14 protein-coding genes are annotated in these 18231 nt (G+C 35.9%); 6 read left to right on the top strand and 8 right to left on the bottom strand.

Going from position 1 to position 18231, the window contains the following annotated elements; all coding sequences use genetic code 11:
* Positions 1 to 198: 198 nt before the first annotated feature.
* From ABEB31_RS16640 to ABEB31_RS16625, 4 genes are all read right to left on the bottom strand, one after another.
* The gene (locus ABEB31_RS16640) at positions 199 to 876 is read right to left on the bottom strand and encodes a hypothetical protein (protein WP_347052781.1); all 678 of its coding nucleotides are present in this window, start codon (positions 874 to 876) and stop codon (positions 199 to 201) included.
* A 375-nt stretch (positions 877 to 1251) separates the two neighbouring features.
* Positions 1252 to 1815 carry a hypothetical protein gene (locus tag ABEB31_RS16635; protein WP_347052780.1) on the bottom strand — a complete coding sequence of 188 codons (564 nt, stop codon included), beginning with the start codon at positions 1813 to 1815 and terminating at the stop codon, positions 1252 to 1254.
* A 91-nt stretch (positions 1816 to 1906) separates the two neighbouring features.
* Complete coding sequence (locus ABEB31_RS16630) at positions 1907 to 4150, bottom strand: multicopper oxidase family protein (RefSeq protein WP_347052779.1); 2244 nt, start codon at positions 4148 to 4150, stop codon at positions 1907 to 1909.
* A gap of 5 nt (positions 4151 to 4155) precedes the next feature.
* On the bottom strand, positions 4156 to 6675 hold the full coding sequence (locus ABEB31_RS16625) for a heavy metal translocating P-type ATPase (protein WP_347052778.1): 2520 nt from the start codon (positions 6673 to 6675) through the stop codon (positions 4156 to 4158).
* A gap of 406 nt (positions 6676 to 7081) precedes the next feature.
* Here ABEB31_RS16625 and ABEB31_RS16620 point away from each other — a divergent pair, with 406 nt between their 5' ends.
* Positions 7082 to 7312: a DUF2683 family protein gene (locus tag ABEB31_RS16620; RefSeq protein ID WP_347052777.1), complete on the top strand. Its 231-nt coding sequence runs from the start codon at positions 7082 to 7084 to the stop codon at positions 7310 to 7312.
* The gene (locus ABEB31_RS16615; RefSeq protein WP_347052776.1) at positions 7288 to 7569 is read left to right on the top strand and encodes a Txe/YoeB family addiction module toxin; all 282 of its coding nucleotides are present in this window, start codon (positions 7288 to 7290) and stop codon (positions 7567 to 7569) included. The genes ABEB31_RS16620 and ABEB31_RS16615 overlap by 25 nt, the downstream gene beginning before the upstream one ends.
* 44 nt (positions 7570 to 7613) lie before the next feature.
* Here the strand turns inward: ABEB31_RS16615 and ABEB31_RS16610 are convergent, their stop codons facing one another.
* The 4 genes from ABEB31_RS16610 to ABEB31_RS16595 all read right to left on the bottom strand — a co-directional run bounded on the left by ABEB31_RS16610 (position 7614) and on the right by ABEB31_RS16595 (position 9636).
* On the bottom strand, positions 7614 to 8174 hold the full coding sequence (locus tag ABEB31_RS16610; RefSeq protein ID WP_347052775.1) for a helix-turn-helix domain-containing protein: 561 nt from the start codon (positions 8172 to 8174) through the stop codon (positions 7614 to 7616).
* A 2-nt stretch (positions 8175 to 8176) separates the two neighbouring features.
* A complete protein-coding gene (locus ABEB31_RS16605; RefSeq protein ID WP_347052774.1) occupies positions 8177 to 8698 on the bottom strand; it encodes a DUF3347 domain-containing protein in 522 nt (173 codons plus the stop codon).
* A 105-nt stretch (positions 8699 to 8803) separates the two neighbouring features.
* Positions 8804 to 9145: a helix-turn-helix domain-containing protein gene (locus tag ABEB31_RS16600; RefSeq protein ID WP_347052773.1), complete on the bottom strand. Its 342-nt coding sequence runs from the start codon at positions 9143 to 9145 to the stop codon at positions 8804 to 8806.
* Between the two features lie 104 nt (positions 9146 to 9249).
* Complete coding sequence (locus ABEB31_RS16595; protein WP_347052772.1) at positions 9250 to 9636, bottom strand: AraC family ligand binding domain-containing protein; 387 nt, start codon at positions 9634 to 9636, stop codon at positions 9250 to 9252.
* A gap of 101 nt (positions 9637 to 9737) precedes the next feature.
* Here ABEB31_RS16595 and ABEB31_RS16590 point away from each other — a divergent pair, with 101 nt between their 5' ends.
* The 4 genes from ABEB31_RS16590 to ABEB31_RS16575 all read left to right on the top strand — a co-directional run bounded on the left by ABEB31_RS16590 (position 9738) and on the right by ABEB31_RS16575 (position 18190).
* Positions 9738 to 10904: an MFS transporter gene (locus ABEB31_RS16590; protein WP_347052771.1), complete on the top strand. Its 1167-nt coding sequence runs from the start codon at positions 9738 to 9740 to the stop codon at positions 10902 to 10904.
* Positions 10905 to 11528: 624 nt separating this feature from the next.
* Positions 11529 to 14771, top strand: a complete 3243-nt coding sequence (locus ABEB31_RS16585) for a SusC/RagA family TonB-linked outer membrane protein (RefSeq protein WP_347052770.1) — start codon at positions 11529 to 11531, stop codon at positions 14769 to 14771.
* A 17-nt stretch (positions 14772 to 14788) separates the two neighbouring features.
* On the top strand, positions 14789 to 16591 hold the full coding sequence (locus ABEB31_RS16580) for a RagB/SusD family nutrient uptake outer membrane protein (protein ID WP_347052769.1): 1803 nt from the start codon (positions 14789 to 14791) through the stop codon (positions 16589 to 16591).
* 27 nt (positions 16592 to 16618) lie between these two features.
* A complete protein-coding gene (locus ABEB31_RS16575) occupies positions 16619 to 18190 on the top strand; it encodes a DUF5123 domain-containing protein (RefSeq protein ID WP_347052768.1) in 1572 nt (523 codons plus the stop codon).
* Positions 18191 to 18231: the final 41 nt, after the last annotated feature.

Raw genomic sequence — 18231 nt, 5'->3', positions numbered from 1 at the left:
GTGGTTTTTTGGTATAATTATCTGAGGATAAATATATTAAAAAAAGCAACTTAGCTCAGTTATTTTGCATTTTATTATTTTTTATTTTTGATTTAGGGTTAAAAAACGCAAAAAAATGCAATTATTAATCTACTTGGTTATAAAATTTAGAAAGGGGAATAAAAGAAATCTTAACCTTGACGAGGAGATTTTTCAGATTTAATAATCCGCTTCATAACCATGGCCATTCTTTCCATAAAAAATCAACCATTTTGCTAAAGAAAATACAATGTGTAATTTGTTTTCAAGACTTGTTTCATCATCAGCCTCTTTTGGCGGATATCTTTCATCACATAAATATTCTAAATTATTTTTTTTAGCTATTAAAAGTGCAGCAGTCATTAATTGCTTTCCATAATTTAAAGTTTCATCAGCGGATTTTGTCTCCCATGCTTCCAAAACTACTTCTTCGCCAATTATATCCTTACAATCTAATAGAAAACTGCCTCTAAAAACATTTTCATCCTGCCCCATAGATCTGTAAATAGGAACGCCATCTTGTTCTTCGGCTAATTCGATGACATAATATCCATGATATTCAACATAAAAATCATCTTCAGATAGTAGTTTATCGCTTTCAGAATATTTATTTTTCAACCAGTTATTGGCAATTTGATCATATCCTACTCTTGGAGCTTTTATAGTTACGTAACCCGGTATTTGATTAGCAAACCATTCTTTGAGAAGTTCTTCCTTAGATAAAATTCTTTTACCTTTTAACCTGTCAAGAAGACTAATCTTCTGTTTTTCTTTTCCATCAATAATTCGCATTATCTGGTTAAATCTGTTTTCAAATCCGGGCTTGGGTTTTCCCATTGGTCTCATATCTAATCCCATTTCAAGCTTTATTAAATTAATACAATTAGAAACAGTAAAGATATTAAGATTTTTCTTATACAAAGATTAGTTCAATAAAAAAAGAACTCAAGAAATTAAGGTTGTTTTGATAAAGCAAATGGAAATGCTCTTAAGTAAGTAAAGCTTACTAATTTTCTCGGTATTTCCGGCTTTTATAAGTAAAAAATGACAGAATCTACCTTTATAATTTAATCTATTGGGGTATTTTCTAGATATACAGCTTCATGTTTGAAGTTGGAGTTGACGAGCAGTTTCAATTTTAGGTCACTTTTTCCTTGTTTAGGAATACAATATTTTGAGAAGGATCATCACTTATTAGAATAAACCAAAATGCAGGGTATTAATATAATGTTCTCATTCTTCTGAGTAATATTGGGAAACCCATTTATCAAAATCCTCTTTATATTCTTTTTGCGCAGTTGCAATAATAGCTTCTGTATCTTCTATAGTAACGGGATCAAGATTAAATTTTTCTTTAAGCCAATTTATATATTCCGAAAAGTTTTCACTTTCTTCATAATCTTCTTCGTCTTTATAAAAATACACTTGTTCATGATCTACAGAAATTTCATTATCAAATGTCAGCAATCTCATAAATTCGAAAATGTTTTTGGCAATAACATGATAGCCGCCTTCATCTCCAAAAACTATAACTGGAAGTTCGTTTAAAGATTTTCCAGAATCGTTATTCCACAAAACATACATAGAACCGGAGCCATTTGCCTGTGCGAAAGGCATTAATTTGTCTAAAAATGCTTCATCTTCAGACCAGCTTGCAATTCCGTCTTTCTCATCTAGCAATAAACCGAAACCCTGAGAATAATTCTCGAATCCCAGTTCGTCGTTTATTTCAAATAATGAAACTAATTTATCGGTAATTTGGCCGTCAAAATTCTTTTTGAAATCTTCTAATGTCATAAGGTTTATAATTTTAAATTATTATCGGATTGCTTCTTATTTCAAATATATAATTTAAATAAACTTAAATGACTTAAATGGTTTTAATAAATCAATAATTCAAATTGACCCCAAACCCAATTCCCATATCGCTGTCATAATGCGTTGTGATGCCAAAGTTTCTGGCAACAATATATTTCAAACCAGCCATATATTCTTTATCTGTATTCCACATTAAATTCATGCGCAAGCGTCTTGAAAGCGGGATATCTTTTCTTTCAAACTGCAAACGTACATTTCCATCGGTATAAACTTCAACTTGCGCTTTAATCAACATGGGTAAAGTATATTCCAGTCCGGCACTAAAAACAGAGCGATTGTCTTTGGTATTGCTTTGACGAAAAAGATTTTGTTCCTGTTCGTCCTTTCCCATTTTTCTGTAACGCCAGTCAAAACCGATGAACGGCATCAACCACTGATTTTTACCGATATATCTCCCAATATGTGTTTCCGTTTCATAACCATGTTTGTCATTGTAACCCAAACGCCATTCGGTTCCAATGCTCCATCTGGTATTGCTGAACATGGCTTCACCATCATTTCCATTCGTGGCAAAATCATTTTCTGCCATAAAATGAAACATTCGATCGTCCATTTTTAGCATTTTAAAAGCCATTTCCGGATGATGAATCAATGGATTTGGAGCTGAATTTTCATAACTGAAAATCCTTCCCATCCCCGCCATCATGTGATATAAAATATGACAGTGAAAAAACCAGTCACCGTCTGCATTTGCCTGAAATTCGATCGTATCGGTTTCCATTGGCATAATGTCAATTACATTTTTTAGGGGAGCATAATCGCCGTGTTCGTTCAGAATTCTAAAATCGTGTCCATGTAAATGCATCGGATGGCGCATCATCGAACCATTATATAAGGTAATGCGAACGTTTTCTCCTTTCTTAATTAAAATTTTATCGGTTTCAGATACCACTTTATTGTCCAGACTCCAGACATAACGGTTCATATTTCCAGACAACTCAAAACGAAGTTCTTTAACCGGAGCGTCTTTTGGAAGATTGGTTTTAAAAGGCGATTTCAGCATTCCATAATTTAAAGTGACCATTTCCGGAGTTTCTATGCTGTCACTTTGCATTTTCATTTGCTCCATATTATGATTAAAATGATCCGTCATCATGGATTTTTCGGTTTGATCTTCACCGGAAATTTCAGGATACATTACGGCATTCATATCCATTTTATTCAAAGACATATTCATGCCCATATCGTTCATTTCGCCATTCATTTTCATCATGTCGTTCATCATTTTCATTCCTTCAAAATATTTTAATTTCGAAAGATGATGAATGGGTTGTTTTTCTCCGTTTCCTAAAAACAGAGATGCCGATCCCGTTCGATCTTCGGCTGTAGCCAGAAAAGCAAAAGATTTATTGTCTTCGGGTATCGTGACCACAACATCATACGTTTCAGAAACCGCAATAATCAAGCGGTCCACTTCTACAGGTTCAACATCATTTCCGTCGCTGGCCACAACGGTTATTTTTCCGCCGCCGTAAGTCAGCCAGAAATAGGTTGAAGCACCTCCGTTGGCAATCCGTAAACGCACTTTTGAACCTGGTTTAAAATTAGAAAGCTGTTGTTGGTTTTTTCCATTCAACAAAAACTTCTCATAATACACATCGCTGACGTCCATCGCGTTCATTCGTTTCCATTCGTTGGTAACTTTGGTCGAAAAATGTTTTTGTTTTATTGCTTCGGCATAACTTTGAGTGGTTCCTTTTTTTATGGCAAACCAATCATTGGCATTATGAAGCATTCTCTGAATATTCTCTGGTTTCAAATCCGACCACTCGCTGAGAATAACCGGAATTGTCGGCAGATCATCGATTCCTTTTCGGATAGTGGAGTCATCTTTTTTCTTATTAATGATAAAAAGACCGTACAAGCCAATTTGTTCCTGCAAACCAGAATGACTGTGGTACCAATACGTTCCGTTCTGAATAATAGGGAACGAATATTTATGGGTCGTTCCTGCTTCAATCGGCATTTGGGTCAGATACGGAACGCCGTCTTCTTTATTCGGAAGAAATAATCCGTGCCAGTGCATCGAAGTCGTTTCTTTTTTTAATTGGTTATGAACGTAAATTTCCGCCATATCGCCTTCTGTAAAAGTCAGAGTTGGCATCGGAATTTGTCCGTTTACTGCAATGGCCCTTTTCTCTTTCCCCGAAAAACTGACAATTGTGTCACGAACATACAAATCGTAACGAACCACTTTTTGGGCTTTTAGCTGGAAAGCAATTAGAAAAATAATAAGGATATATTTTATTTTCATGATAATTACAATTTTAGATTTCTCAATCGCAGCGCATTCACAATAACCGATACAGAACTCAAACTCATTGCCACCGCGGCTAACATCGGCGAAAGCAGAATGCCGAAAAACGGATACAGAATTCCGGCAGCAACAGGAACTCCTAAAGTATTGTAAATAAAAGCAAAAAAGAGATTTTGCCTGATGTTTGACATAACGGCATGACTCAGGTTTTTGGCTTTTACAATTCCGTTCAAATCGCCTTTTACCAAAGTAATTTTGGCACTTTCGATAGCCACATCTGTTCCGGTTCCCATCGCAATCCCAATATTAGATTGGGCTAAAGCCGGAGCATCATTAATTCCGTCGCCCGCCATTGCGACCACTTTTCCTTCTGCCTGCAAGCGTTCAATTTCTTTTAGTTTGTCTTCCGGCAGGCAATCGGCTTTAAAAGAACTCAAATGCAAATGTTCGGCAACAGCTTTTGCGGTGTTATGATTATCGCCCGTCAGCATAATTACCTCAACACCCTGATCAATTAAATCTTTTATCGCTTGGGCACTGTTTTCTTTTATGGCATCTGTAATCGTTACGTATCCCATAACTGTTTTGTCAATTGCAATGTATGAAACTGTTTTTCCTAAATTTTGTTCGGTGATTACTTGATTTTCAAAATCTTGAGAGATCGAAGCTTCAATTTCATCCATTAATTTTTTATTTCCCAGAGCAATTTTTCTGTTTTCTATGTTTCCCAAAACTCCTTTTCCCGTAATGGTTTCAAATTCCTGGACATCTTTGGTTTTTATATTTTTTGCTTCCGCGAAAGCGAGAATGGCTTTTGCCAAAGGATGCTCACTATGCTGATTTAAGGAAGCAATGTTCTGAAGCAGAAAATCTTCATCGTTATTAATCGCATATATTTTTTCTACCGATGGTTTTCCCTCTGTAATAGTTCCGGTTTTGTCGGTTATTAACACATCGATTTTGTTCATGTTTTCCAGCGCCTCGGCATTTTTAATTAAAATTCCATGCTGCGCACCTTTGCCAACTCCCACCATAACCGACATTGGAGTTGCTAATCCTAAAGCGCAGGGACAAGCAATAATTAAAACGGCAATTGCATTGATTAATCCGTAAACATAAGCAGGTTCGGGACCGAAATTAGCCCAAAGAACAAAAGTCAAAACTGAAATTAAAACTACCGTAGGTACAAAATATTTAGAAACACGATCGGCCAGTTTCTGGATTGGTGCTCTGGATCGGCTCGCGTTATTTACCATTTCGATAATTTGCGAAAGCATGGTTTCTGAACCCACTTTTTCGGCTTTCATCACAAAGGATTTTGTGCCGTTTATAGTCCCTGAAATAACGGAATCGCAAATTTTTTTTTCAACCGGAATGGGTTCTCCTGTAATCATCGACTCGTCGACATGGCTTTCACCGGAAGTTATCTTTCCGTCAACGGGAATTTTTTCTCCGGGTTTTACCCGTAATAAATCGCCTTTTTTGATATTGTGAATTGAAATTACCTTATCCACTCCGTTTTCTACTAAAGTAGCTTCCGTTGGAGCTAATTTCAATAACTCTTTTATTGCTCCGTTCGTTTGTCCGTGTGCTTTGGCTTCTAACAATTGTCCCAGCAAAACCAAAGTGATGATGACTGTCGCAGCTTCAAAATACAAATGAATCGTTCCGTGATGTGACTTGAACTCAGACGGGAAAATATCCGGAAAAAACATTCCGGCAATACTGAATAAAAATGCAACGCTGGTGCCGATTCCGATTAGGGTGAACATGTTTAAATTCCAGGTAATAATCGATTTGTAAGCGCGGACAAAAAACATCCATCCGGTATAAAATAAAACCGGAAGTGAAAATAAGAACAGAACCCAATTCCATTTTTCAACAGACATTATACTATATAAAGGATTATTCGGAATCATTTCTGACATTGAAATAATAAAAATGGGAAGTGTGAACAAGACCGCGATTTTCATTTTTTTCCATAAATCAGAATAGGTTTTGTTTTCTTCATCAGAAGCCTGGATCGGGACTAAATCCATTCCGCAAATCGGGCAGTCGCCGGGTTCGTTGGAAATAATTTCAGGATGCATCGGACATGTATATTGGATGTTATTAATGGCAACCTGAGGAACCAAATCCATTCCGCAAACGGGACAATCTCCTGGTTTGTCATACGTTTTGTCTCCTTCACAATGCATGGGACAGTAAAAAACGCCTGTTGCATTTTGGGGCAAAACAGTTGTTTTTTTAGGATCGTGATGTGAATGTTCTTTTTTGGACGAACAGCAGGATTTTGCTTCTCCTGAATTTGCTGCGGTTTTCATCTCAATTGTATAATTTCCTGCAGCACTTAAAGCTTCCTGAAATTTCTCGGTTGAGACATGTTTGTCCATTTTGATTTCTGCCATTGGCGGATCTAAAGTAACTTCTGCCTGAATACCTTCTATTGAGTTTAAAGTTTTTTCAACCTTAGTCCGGCACCCGTTGCAGGACATTCCTGAAATTATATAGTGATGAGTCATTGTAGTAGTATTTAAGTATTACAATGCAAATTTCCGAAGTATTAATGAGGACAGTTTGTAGAATTTTAAGAATGATTTGTAAGATTTATAAAATCCCGAATAACGTTGAGATTTTTTTTCACGCAGGTTTAAAAAGATTTAGGTAGATGTTCACAGATTAGTTAATAAAAACATCCACATTATACTGTGACATCTGCATAGTATGTGTAAAAAAAAATCTTTATTCTTCCAATATAAATAGCTTTTCGAATTTAAAACTTGTTTATAATTTGCGCTTAAAAAACTGTAAAAATTATTCCACTGTGCATACATATTTGCGGTCTTAACGGTTAAAAAAAACCAAACATAATTAGTAAAAATAAAAACAGCACAATTTTTGTATCTTTGTATATATAATAATTAGATTATGACAACGATAACCATAAATGAGCGTACAAAAGCGGGCAAAACATTGCTTGAACTTGCGAAATTATTGGCTGTAACCAATAAAGGGGTTAAAATTGAAGAAGGAGAAAGTCCATATAATCCAGAATTTGTTGCTGAGATTCAAAAAAGATATGCTGATTATAAAAGTGGAAAATCTAAAACTACAGTAATTGATCCTAATGATATATGGGGAAGTTTAGGATTGAAATAATTCCGGAAGCCCAACTAGATATTGCAAAACATTTAAAGTCCGGCGATAAGGGAAGTATTAAGAAAATTGCAAAAATTCTGGAAGAATTGGCGGAACATCCATTTGAAGGAATTGGGAAACCAGAAGCTCTTAAATATCAATTTTCAGGATTTTGGTCGCGAGAAATAAATAAGAAAGACCGAATAATTTATAGTGTTGAGGAGGAAATTGTGACTGTCATTGTAATTTCTGCAATGGGACATTATTCAGATAAATAAAAAACGTGCTGATCATCTCAGCACGTTTTCTGTTTTAAATAAAACTACAAATTCTCCAGTTGAATACGCATTTTATCTTTAGATTGTTTGAAAGAAGTAGGAGTAAAGCCAGTGATTTTCTTAAACTGATTACTCAGATGAGCCACATTGCTGTAATTTAAAATATCGGCAATTTCGCTTAACGAATGCTCATCATAAACCAGTAATTCTTTTACTTTTTCAATTTTCTGACTAATAAAGTATTTTTCTATTGTTGTATTTTCAACTTCAGAAAATAAATTACTTAACGAATTATAATCCTGGTTGAGGTTTTTTGAGAGATACTCTGAAAGGTTAATTTTGAGATCATTGTTTTTATGATGTACCAAATCGACAATAAGATTCTTGATTCTTTCTACCGTTTTGGTCTTTTTATCATCGATTAAATCAAAACCTAAATTTTGAAGATTAGAAAGAAGTATGTCTTTCTGACTGTCTGTAATATTGTATTCAAGTTCAACTTCGCCCAATTCAACAGCAATAGCAGGAAGTCCAAGCTTTTCAAACTCAGACTTCACGACCATTATGCATCGGCTGCACACCATATTTTTGATGTAAAGCTTCATTTTTATTTAATCGTTTCGACCACGTTTCCGCAAGTTAGCATAGAAGAACCATAATAAGGGTTTTTAACCGCTTTTTCTTTGCTTAACCAGTCAGCATCTGCCATTGGGCAGTATTGTTTGTATACTGGCTGAGCAGGATTTGAAACTTTTAACAAGTCGTATGTGTTTTTAGATAATGACTTAAAAGTCTCGCGTTGCTTTTTTAGATCAGTTGTTGACGAAATACTTTTGGCATCGGCAGTTAGTTTTTTTACCACTTTCATCCAAACGGTATGTTCGTTACTTTTTAGTTTGTCCATTTTTACTGCAGTAATAGCCGTTAATAAAGTTGCAGCTTTCGCTGAAGTCAGTTTGCTGTCGCTTTTTATTAACGCATCTTTTACGGTAAAATAGGCATCATACACAGACTGAAGCTGACCCGCCTCTATAATTTCAGTTGTTTTTGTTGTGTTATTTGCAATACTATTATTAGTAGTAAATAATAAGGTAAAAACAGTTGCCAGTGCTATAAGTGATTTTTTCATTTGTAATAATTTAAATAGTGAAGAAATTTGATTTTCCGAATTAATTTTTCAACTTCAAATTTAGCTAAAAAATCGTCGTGGAATTGCTTTTTATGATTTCGCTAACTACAGTTTCTTATAATCGGTGGGTTTCATGTTTTTACGTTTTTTAAAATAATTGGTGAGATGACTTTCATCGGTAAAACCAAATTCGTAAGCAATCTGTTTGATCGGCAGTTGGTTGTTGTGGAATCTTTTTTCGATTAATGTTGTTCTTAAATTATGAATATATTCGCGATAACTTATACTAAATGTTCGTTTGAAGTACGCACTAAAATAACTTTCGGCAATATTAAAATTTGCGGCAATAACTTTTACCTGAACCAGCTTTGGCTGATAAATATTCTGATGGATATAGTTGGCAATTTGTTCATTATCCAAATGAGTCGATTTCAGCTGCAGGTTCATTCCGCGAATCGTCTCTTTAATTAAACCAAAAAGAGAAAGAATTTGATGGAATATAATTGGAGAGGCAGAAACATCATTTTTGCAATTGTATGCTGAAATGTTTTCTACTGTGTTTTTAAAATAGTCCTGCAGGGTTCGTCAAATTTTAAAACGGTTTCCTTTAATATTTTATCCCTCATAAAAACCTCTGGTGTATGAATAAGATATTCGTCGCAAGTAAGATTTTGTTGCGAGTTAAAATAATTGTCGGTGAATTTTATAAATACAAACCGGGTACTTTTCTTGATATCAAAATAATGTTCGTCATCTGGTGAAATTACAAATAGATCACCGGCTTTGTAAGGTAAGAGGTTGTTGTTTAAGTGGTGAATACCGCTTCCTTTTTTGATGTAAATGATTTCGTAATACGTATGCGTGTGGGGAGGAAGGTGAAATTTCTCTTCTTCGAATTCGTCAAGGACAAGCGTTTGAAACTGATTTAACTTCGGCATAACTTAAATATACAATTTTATATCGCAAATATACAAGTTCTTATTCGATTAACGGTGTTAATTTTGCAGTGTAGAAATCATTCCTTTCTACATTTAATAAAATGAAAAAAAGTCTTATTGCGCTCTCGTTGGGGGGCTTAACTATCGGAATTACAGAATTTGTAATGATGGGCCTGCTGCCCGACATTGCTTCAGATATGAAGGTTACAATACCTGTTGCGGGTTATCTAATTTCGGCTTACGCATTGGGTGTGGTTATTGGTGCGCCTTTACTGGTAATTGCGGGGAGAAATTACGCTCCTAAAAAAATGCTTTTAATTTTGGCTTTGATGCTAGCAGTTTTTAATGCTTTGTCTATTATTGCACCGGATTATAATATTTTATTTGCTTCGAGATTTCTGTCTGGGTTGCCCCATGGCGCATTCTTTGGCGTAGGAGCGGTGGTTGCCAGCCGTCTGGCTGATAAAGGTAAAGAAGCTCAGGCAATTTCCACAATGTTTGCCGGTTTAACAATTGCTAATTTAATCGGCGTTCCCATTGGAACGTATATTGGGCACCATTTTGTTTGGCGCTATACATTTATTTTAATTGCACTGGTTGGTTTCTTTACTTTATTAGCGATTTATTTATGGATGCCCAATCTGGAAAAAGGCGAAAGTGTGAATATGAAAACACAGCTTCAGTTTTTTAAGAAGAGAGAAGCCTGGCTCATTATCGGAATTACAGCAATTGGCTTCGGGGGATTGTTTGCCTGGATTAGTTATATTGCCCCTTTATTAATTAATGTGTCAAAATTTTCTCCCGAAGATGTATCGTATATTCTGATTCTAGCAGGATTAGGAATGGTCGTTGGTAATTTTACAGGAGGAAAACTTGCAGACCGATTTTCACCGGCCCCCACTACGCTTGCTTTATTAATGGTTATGTCTGTCGATTTAATTTTGGTGTACTTTTTCTCATTCAATCAGTATGTTTCTTTGTTTCTGACTTTCTTAACCGGAGCAATATCATTTTCTGTAATCGCGCCGATCCAGATGCTTATGATTCGTACTGCTAAAGGAGCAGAGATGATTGCCTCTGCATCACTTCAGGGAAGTTTTAATATCGGGAATGCTTTGGGTGCTTTTTTAGGAGGATTACCTTTAGCGGCAGGGTTCAGTTATTCTTCTCCTAATTTAATCGGAGTTCTGATGTCAATTATCGGAATGATTATTACCATTGTACTCATTCGATTGCATAAGAAAAAGATTCAGATACAGCCTGCATAAAAGATACCACATTTTATATTTAAGCCCTTAACATTTGTTTAAGGGCTTTTTTGTTTCATAACATTAATACTCCTTATAGTCAGAATTACCTTTTCTTTGATGGTTAGTCATCCTTTATAAGTAAATTCTTTTTAAATTTTTTTATTGGAAAATCAAAATTGAAATTTTTTTTAAGATGTTTTTAACTTTTTAAGTGTAAAAATAACACCTAATAATATTGCAACGAATTAAGATGTAATCGATTGTTTTTTTATAAAAAACAAATGAAATACCCAATTCGTAATAATATATTTAATGTTTTAAGTTCCTAAAAATTATACATCTTATATAAAAAAGTCATTATTTTTTTGATATATAATTTTATTTGGGAAATTTTTGTGAATTTTTATTTTTCATTTCAAAAAAATATCTATGTTTGTGTAATCGATTACAACTTTATTTGAAGTCTTCGCAATCGATTAAGTAAACAGAATGAAATTCTCCTTAATTAACTGCTTATGTGCGGTAATAAAAATTTTACTGTTAAATAAAAAACCTCAATAATAATTACGGCAGATTTAGATGTAACCACAAAAAACCACTTAAACTTAACTAAACGACTTTTAATAACTTAAACAATCAACCATGAACTTTAAAGAACTATTAAACAAAGGAGCAAATTTTTGCTTTAAACTTGTTTTCTTACTCTGCTTATTGATCGGTATTCAGGTACACGCCCAAGGCACAACCGTAGAAGGTACCGTGAAAGATGCTGCGGGACTTTCTCTGCCTGGAGTAAACGTCCTGGAGAAAGGGACGAAGAATGGAACCTCTACAGATTTTGACGGGCATTATAAACTTAAATTAACCAATCCAAAAGCTACATTAAGTTTTTCTTTCATCGGATTTAAAAGCATTGATGTTGCTGCAGATGGAAAAACGAAAGTAAATGCTACAATGTCTGAGGATTCTAATAACTTAAATGAAGTGGTTGTAATTGGTTATGGAACTTCTAAAAAATCTGATTTAACAGGTGCTGTTTCTACCATTTCAGGAACCGATCTGAAAAAAGTACCTGTTGCCAATGTAGCAGAAGCTTTAACAGGGAGAATTGCAGGGGTACAGGTAACTTCTTCAGAAGGTTCTCCTGATGCTGATATCAGAATCAGAGTTCGTGGAGGAGGTTCTCTAACGCAGGATGCTTCACCTCTAATTATCGTGGATGGATTTCCGATCAACAGCATGAACGATATATCTTCTTCAGATATCGATTCTATGACTGTTTTAAAAGATGCTGCTTCAACTGCAATATACGGATCGCGTGGTGCAAATGGGGTAATTCTTATTACAACAAAAAGTGGAAAAGACGGAAAGATTGCCGTTAACTTCAATATGTTTTATGGTATGAAAACCATGGCCAATCCGATTGATGTGCTGTCTCCTGAAGATTATACAAAATGGCAGTATGAATATGCGATGCTTTCTCAAACGGGAACAAAAGTGTCTTCTGATCCGGCTTCGTATACAAAATACTTTGGAAACTGGCAGGATCAGGATCTGTACAAAGGTTTAAAAGGAGATAATTGGCAAAAGCAGATTTTCGGGCGTACAGGAGAAGTTCAAAGTCGTGATTTAGGAATCAGAGGGGGAACAGATAAGCTTAATTATAATTTTAATTACGCTCACTATGATGAAAAAGCCATTATGATTGGTTCAAATTATAAAAGAAATAACCTTTCCCTGGCTTTAAAAAGTAAATTAAATGATAAGATTGATGTTGGTTTTACTGTTCGTTATTCAGATACGGAAATTGATGGCGGAGGAGTAAACGAACAAAATGAAAAATCTTCAGCAGACTCACGTATGCGTACTATTGTAGGTTATGCACCGCTTCCGGTAGCAGGTTTGACTTCTGAGGATGTTTCCGGTGATGGTTCAGATGTCTTGGTAAACCCTTTTAGATCGGTGTATGATAATGAGCGTCAGCAATTTCGCAAGAACTTTAATATGTTAGGAAGTTTTGGATGGGAAATTGTAGATAATTTAAAATTGAAGGTAGATTTAGGTCTTGATAATTTTAACACTTTAGATTATCGCTTCTACGGATTAACAACTTATTATATTGCAAATGCTCCGGTTGGTCCGTTGCAAGGTATGCCGGCAATGATTATGTCGGACGGCAAAGAGAGACGTTTTAGAAATGCAAATACGTTAAACTATGATTTCAAAAAGTTCATGGGAGAAAGTCATCACTTGACAGCTCTTCTTGGAGAAGAAAGCATTTCATATAATTCCAATACGGTAACTAATACAATTCACGGATATCCTACGTTTTTTGATTTTGAAAAAGCAAAAACGCTGACAACTCAAGGAACGCCACAATCGATAGAAAACTACTACAGCCCTGACGACAGATTATTATCGTTTTTTGGACGTGCTAATTACGACTATAAAAACCGTTATCTTTTATCAGCTACGTTTCGTGCAGACGGATCCAGCAAATTTTTAAATCAGAACCGTTGGGGTTATTTCCCGGCTTTTGCTGCAGGATGGAAAATTTCGGAAGAAAGTTTTCTGAAAAACAAATCCTGGATTGATCTTTTAAAAGTAAGAGCCAGTTATGGGGAGGCAGGAAATAATAACATTCCTGTGGGGCAGCAGGTTCAGATTTTTCAATCTACGGCAACAACCTGGATTAATGGCGTTACCAGTATTTGGGCACCTTCCAAAACAATGCCAAATCCAGACCTGAAATGGGAAACCACAGTTACACAAAATGTTGGTTTGGATTTTGGATTTTTCAAAAATCGTTTAAGCGGTAATTTTGATGTGTATAAAAATATCACCAGCGATCTCTTAATTAATTTCCCGGTTGCAGGATCAGGTTACGACTTTCAATACCGTAATATGGGAGAAACACAAAATACAGGTTTCGAGGCTACAATAAATGTTGTAGCGATTGAGAAAGCCAAATACGGATTGAATTTTTCTTTCAATATGGGAATAAATAAAAACCGTATCAATTCATTAGGCGTAATGAACAATTTCGGAGCTTCCACAGGTTGGGCTTCTTCGCAAATTGGAGATGATTATTTAATAGAGGTCGGTTCTTCACTAGGAACAATGTATGGTTATAAAAATGATGGAAGATACGAAGTTTCAGACTTTGATTATGTTGGAGGAAAATATGTATTGAAAAGCGGAGTAGTGAGCGCTGCGACAACTTTGGTTGGTGACGGAAGTTCTCTTAAACCGGGAGATATGAAATTGAAAGATGTTAATGGAGATGGTAAAGTAGACCTAACCGATAAAACGGTTATAGGTAATGTAAATCCTAAAAGTTCAGGTGGTTTTGTAATTAATGGAAATGCTTATGGATTTGACTTAATGGCTGCTTTTAACTGGAGTATTGGAAATGATGTATACAATGCCGATAAAATTGAATTTTCTACAGCGACCGCTTCAGGGCAGTATAAAAACCTGAATTCGACAATGGCTGACGGAAAAAGATGGACCAATCTGGATCCGGTTTCAGGTCAGTTAGTAACAGAGCCAAATGCATTAGCAGCTCTTAACGCTAACACTACAATGTGGTCTCCTTACATGAGAAGTGCAATATTTACAGATTGGGCAGTTGAAGATGCATCATTTTTAAGATTAAATACTTTAACATTAGGTTATACCGCCCCTGAGATGTTTACATCTAAACTTGGAGTTTCTAAATTGAGATTCTATCTGACGGCAAGCAATGTCTTTGTATGGACCAACTATTCGGGTTCTGATCCGGAAGTTTCAACAAGAAGAAAAAACCCACTTACACCAGGGGTAGATTCAAGTCCTTATCCAAGAAGCAGACAAATGGTTTTTGGGTTGAATCTTAATTTCTAATTTTAAATTATTACACAATGAAACATAAAATAATAATAGCGGGATTGATTATTGCGGCTTTATTTAATTCTTGCCAGCAATTTGAAGACGATTATTTAGATACAGAGGCACCATCAACATTAGATCCGGCTTTGATCTTTTCTGAACCCGGACTTGCCAAAGGAGCTATTGACGGAATAAAAGTACCCTTTGCAGAGACAAACTCTTACAGAGGAAGATTTTTGCCTTATTACGGACTAAATACCGACGTAGAATGGTATAATGCCTCTCAAACGGCAGGAGATAAAGCAGATTTATCTGTTTACGATGCAAAGCCTGGAAATACAGAAATGAATACTACGAATAATGCGTATTCTATGATGTTCTCTGGTATTGAGCGTGCAAATGTTTGTATTAAAGGAATACGTCAGTACGGAAATCCTGCTCCAGGAACAGAAATGGGACAATTGTTAGGGGAAGCCTTAACACTGAGAGCGATTTATTACGCTGATTTGCTTAAAGCCTGGGGAGATGTGCCGGCTCGTTTTGAACCGATTGCTACAGCGACCTTGTATTTGCCTAAATCAAGCAGAGATGTGATTTACAAACAATTAATTGCAGATTTAGGAGAGGCATCAACATTGGTTGCGTGGCCTAATCAAACCGCTTACACCAGTACTGTGGAACATGTAAATAAAGCGTTTGTTAAGGCTTTCAGAGCACGATTAGCAATGGTCGCAAGTGGGTATCAGCAATATCCTGACGGAGTAAGAAGAAGCTCGGATCCGGAACTTTCAGTTGCTAATATGTATGCACTGGCATTGAAAGAATCACGTGAAGTAATTCAGAGTGGAACGGCACATTTAGAGACCACTTTTGAAGGGTTATGGAGAAAATACAATGAAGAAAATACTACTGCAGGAGGAGAATCTCTTTGGGAACTTCCTTTTGCTGACGGACGTGGCAGAATGCTGTTTACTTTCGCCGTAAAACATACCGCTGCTCAGGATCAGTTTCAGGCAAATGGAGCAAACCGTGGTGGTGTAGCAGGGCCGTTGCCATTTGTTTTCTATGATTATGATCAGGCTGATACCCGTCGTGATGTTACCTGCGTACCTTATAAATATGGTGCTGCCGTTAATAATATTGCAAAACAGGAAGTGGGTACATTAGATACATGGTATTTTGGTAAATATCGTTACGAATGGATGAAACGTTATGTGACTTCTACTAATGATGATGGAGTTAATAAAATGTACATGCGTTATGCCGAAGTTCTTCTTATCGCTGCTGAAACAGCAAATGAATTAGAAGGTCCGGGCGCAGCAGCTCCTTATTTAAAAGAAATTCGCAGAAGATCATTTCCTGCAGCTGCCCATGCTGTTAAAGTAGAGGCATATGTAGATGCTCTTACCAGTAAGGAAGCCATGCTTAATGCGCTCGTTAATGAAAATAAATATGAGTTTACCGGTGAGATGGAGCGTAAACAAAACTTAATTCGCTGGAATTTATTAAAAGCAAAATTAGACGAAGCCAAAGTTAAAATGGCCAACTTATCTACCCGCTCAGGCGAATATGCAGATGTACCGACAACGTTGTACTATAAATTTAAAGCAGATAATGTATCTCTTGATATCTACGGATTAAACAGAGGAGAAAATATAAATCCGGGAACCGGTTATTCCTCTTCTGTCTGGACATGGACCGGAACAGCAGCAGATGCTAAGATAAATTCATTGTATAAACCGGGAGTTAATCCGGATAACAGACAATACTGGCCAATCTGGCAGGTGTTTATTGATGGAAGTAACGGTCAGTTAAAGAATGATTTTGGTTATTAGATCTTAAAAAAATAAAAAGTTATTATGATGAAAACAAAATATATATTTAAAGGATTAATAGCCATTTTAGTACTTGCGATTGGAATTTCCAGCTGCGAAAGTTATAATGAAGGGTTATCAGACGGAATAGGAAATAGCAGAGAATTTTCTCCAATTGGTCTGAAAGCGACAATTCGAAATCAGACCACAGTCGAATTAACATGGACGGTTAAAACAGATGAAAATGCAGATCATTATGTAGTAGAATTTAGTGCCGATGATCCTGAGTTTAAAACTATTTACAAAACTTTACAGGTCACAGCGGCGCAGTTGCCTATTCAGGTTCCTTTGGAAGGAGAAACCGTTTATTCTATCAGAGTAAAAGCGGTAAATGGTGCAGGCTTAGAAGATTCAAAATGGTCGGTTACAACGGCAACAACTTTATCTGAGCAATTATTTTCTACTGTACAACCAGTAGATATTGATGCAAAACAAGTTACTTTAAGATGGGTTCCTAATAGCTCAGTTACTCAAATTTCTGTAATGCCGGGAAATATTGTTCACGAAATAACTCCCGCAGAAAAAACAGCTGGTGTAGCTATCGTAACAGGTCTTACCGGAGAAACTGCATACACTGCTACTTTATTAAACGGCGTCAAGAAAAGAGGTGTTGTAACATTTACTACAGGCATTGACATAGGAACTGGTATATTGGTTAAAACAACTGATGATATATTCCAAAAAATTACTGATGCGCCTTCTGGATCTGTTTTAGTTTTTATGCCTGGTGATTACACAGCTCAGACAGGATTAATAGCGATAAACAAAACCTTAACGCTAAGAGGTTTGAAAACCGCTGACAAATCAAAACTGAAAGTTAATTTCACTCTTGCTAACAATCCGGCTAGTCCAAGTGAAGTGGTTAATTTTTCTTTAATAGATCTTGATTTAAGCGGATCAGGTTTAACTGGTGGTGCAATTGTCATTAGTACTGCGGCTCCAACACAATTAGGAGATGTTTTAATTAGCAATTGTAAAGTTCATGATTTTCCTTCTCAGTTAATGTATGGAAATGCATTGGCAAGATTAAAATCGTTCACAGTCGATAATAGTATTATTAAAAATGTGAATACAGCATCCGGAGCAGATTTTATCGACTTCAGAACTACGTATGTTGCAAATGTAAGCTTAACAAAAAGTACATTTGACACTTGTTCATCTCGTGATTTTATCCGTTTAGATGCTGCTGCGACATTATCAGGTGGAAGTTTAACGAGTACTGTGTTAATTGATGCCTGTACAATATATGCTCCTACATTGCCAGCTGCAAGTAGAATTTTATACGTACGTTTTCTTTCAAATGCATCAACAGTACGTAATACATTGTTCGCGGTTGGATCAGCAGTTTATACTAACTCAACTGCAACAGCTGCCCCGACGTTCTCAAATAATAATAATTTCAATTCGCCTGGTTTGCAGCTTGCAGGAAGTAATAATAGAACTGACACTTCTGCGACTTTACTGGATCCTCAATTTGCAAGTGCGGCGACAGGAAATTTCACACTTGGAAATCAAACTTTAAAAGACAGACAAGTAGGAGATCCTTTGTGGAGACAATAAAAAATAATCATGGTTGGTTAATTCTAAAAGAGGGATACACT

It is taken from the genome of Flavobacterium olei (genome assembly GCF_039749035.1).
Taxonomy (GTDB): Bacteria; Bacteroidota; Bacteroidia; order Flavobacteriales; family Flavobacteriaceae; genus Flavobacterium; species Flavobacterium olei.
This window is presented reverse-complemented; position numbering and strand designations above follow the sequence as displayed.

Coding starts and splice junctions, on each gene's coding strand:
- ABEB31_RS16640 (WP_347052781.1), bottom strand. CDS start 876: ATGGGATTAGATATGAGACCAATGGGAAAACCCAAGCCCGGATTTGAA.
- ABEB31_RS16635 (WP_347052780.1), bottom strand. CDS start 1,815: ATGACATTAGAAGATTTCAAAAAGAATTTTGACGGCCAAATTACCGAT.
- ABEB31_RS16630 (WP_347052779.1), bottom strand. CDS start 4,150: ATGAAAATAAAATATATCCTTATTATTTTTCTAATTGCTTTCCAGCTA.
- ABEB31_RS16625 (WP_347052778.1), bottom strand. CDS start 6,675: ATGACTCATCACTATATAATTTCAGGAATGTCCTGCAACGGGTGCCGG.
- ABEB31_RS16620 (WP_347052777.1), top strand. CDS start 7,082: ATGACAACGATAACCATAAATGAGCGTACAAAAGCGGGCAAAACATTG.
- ABEB31_RS16615 (WP_347052776.1), top strand. CDS start 7,288: ATGGGGAAGTTTAGGATTGAAATAATTCCGGAAGCCCAACTAGATATT.
- ABEB31_RS16610 (WP_347052775.1), bottom strand. CDS start 8,174: ATGAAGCTTTACATCAAAAATATGGTGTGCAGCCGATGCATAATGGTC.
- ABEB31_RS16605 (WP_347052774.1), bottom strand. CDS start 8,698: ATGAAAAAATCACTTATAGCACTGGCAACTGTTTTTACCTTATTATTT.
- ABEB31_RS16600 (WP_347052773.1), bottom strand. CDS start 9,145: ATGAACCTGCAGCTGAAATCGACTCATTTGGATAATGAACAAATTGCC.
- ABEB31_RS16595 (WP_347052772.1), bottom strand. CDS start 9,636: ATGCCGAAGTTAAATCAGTTTCAAACGCTTGTCCTTGACGAATTCGAA.
- ABEB31_RS16590 (WP_347052771.1), top strand. CDS start 9,738: ATGAAAAAAAGTCTTATTGCGCTCTCGTTGGGGGGCTTAACTATCGGA.
- ABEB31_RS16585 (WP_347052770.1), top strand. CDS start 11,529: ATGAACTTTAAAGAACTATTAAACAAAGGAGCAAATTTTTGCTTTAAA.
- ABEB31_RS16580 (WP_347052769.1), top strand. CDS start 14,789: ATGAAACATAAAATAATAATAGCGGGATTGATTATTGCGGCTTTATTT.
- ABEB31_RS16575 (WP_347052768.1), top strand. CDS start 16,619: ATGAAAACAAAATATATATTTAAAGGATTAATAGCCATTTTAGTACTT.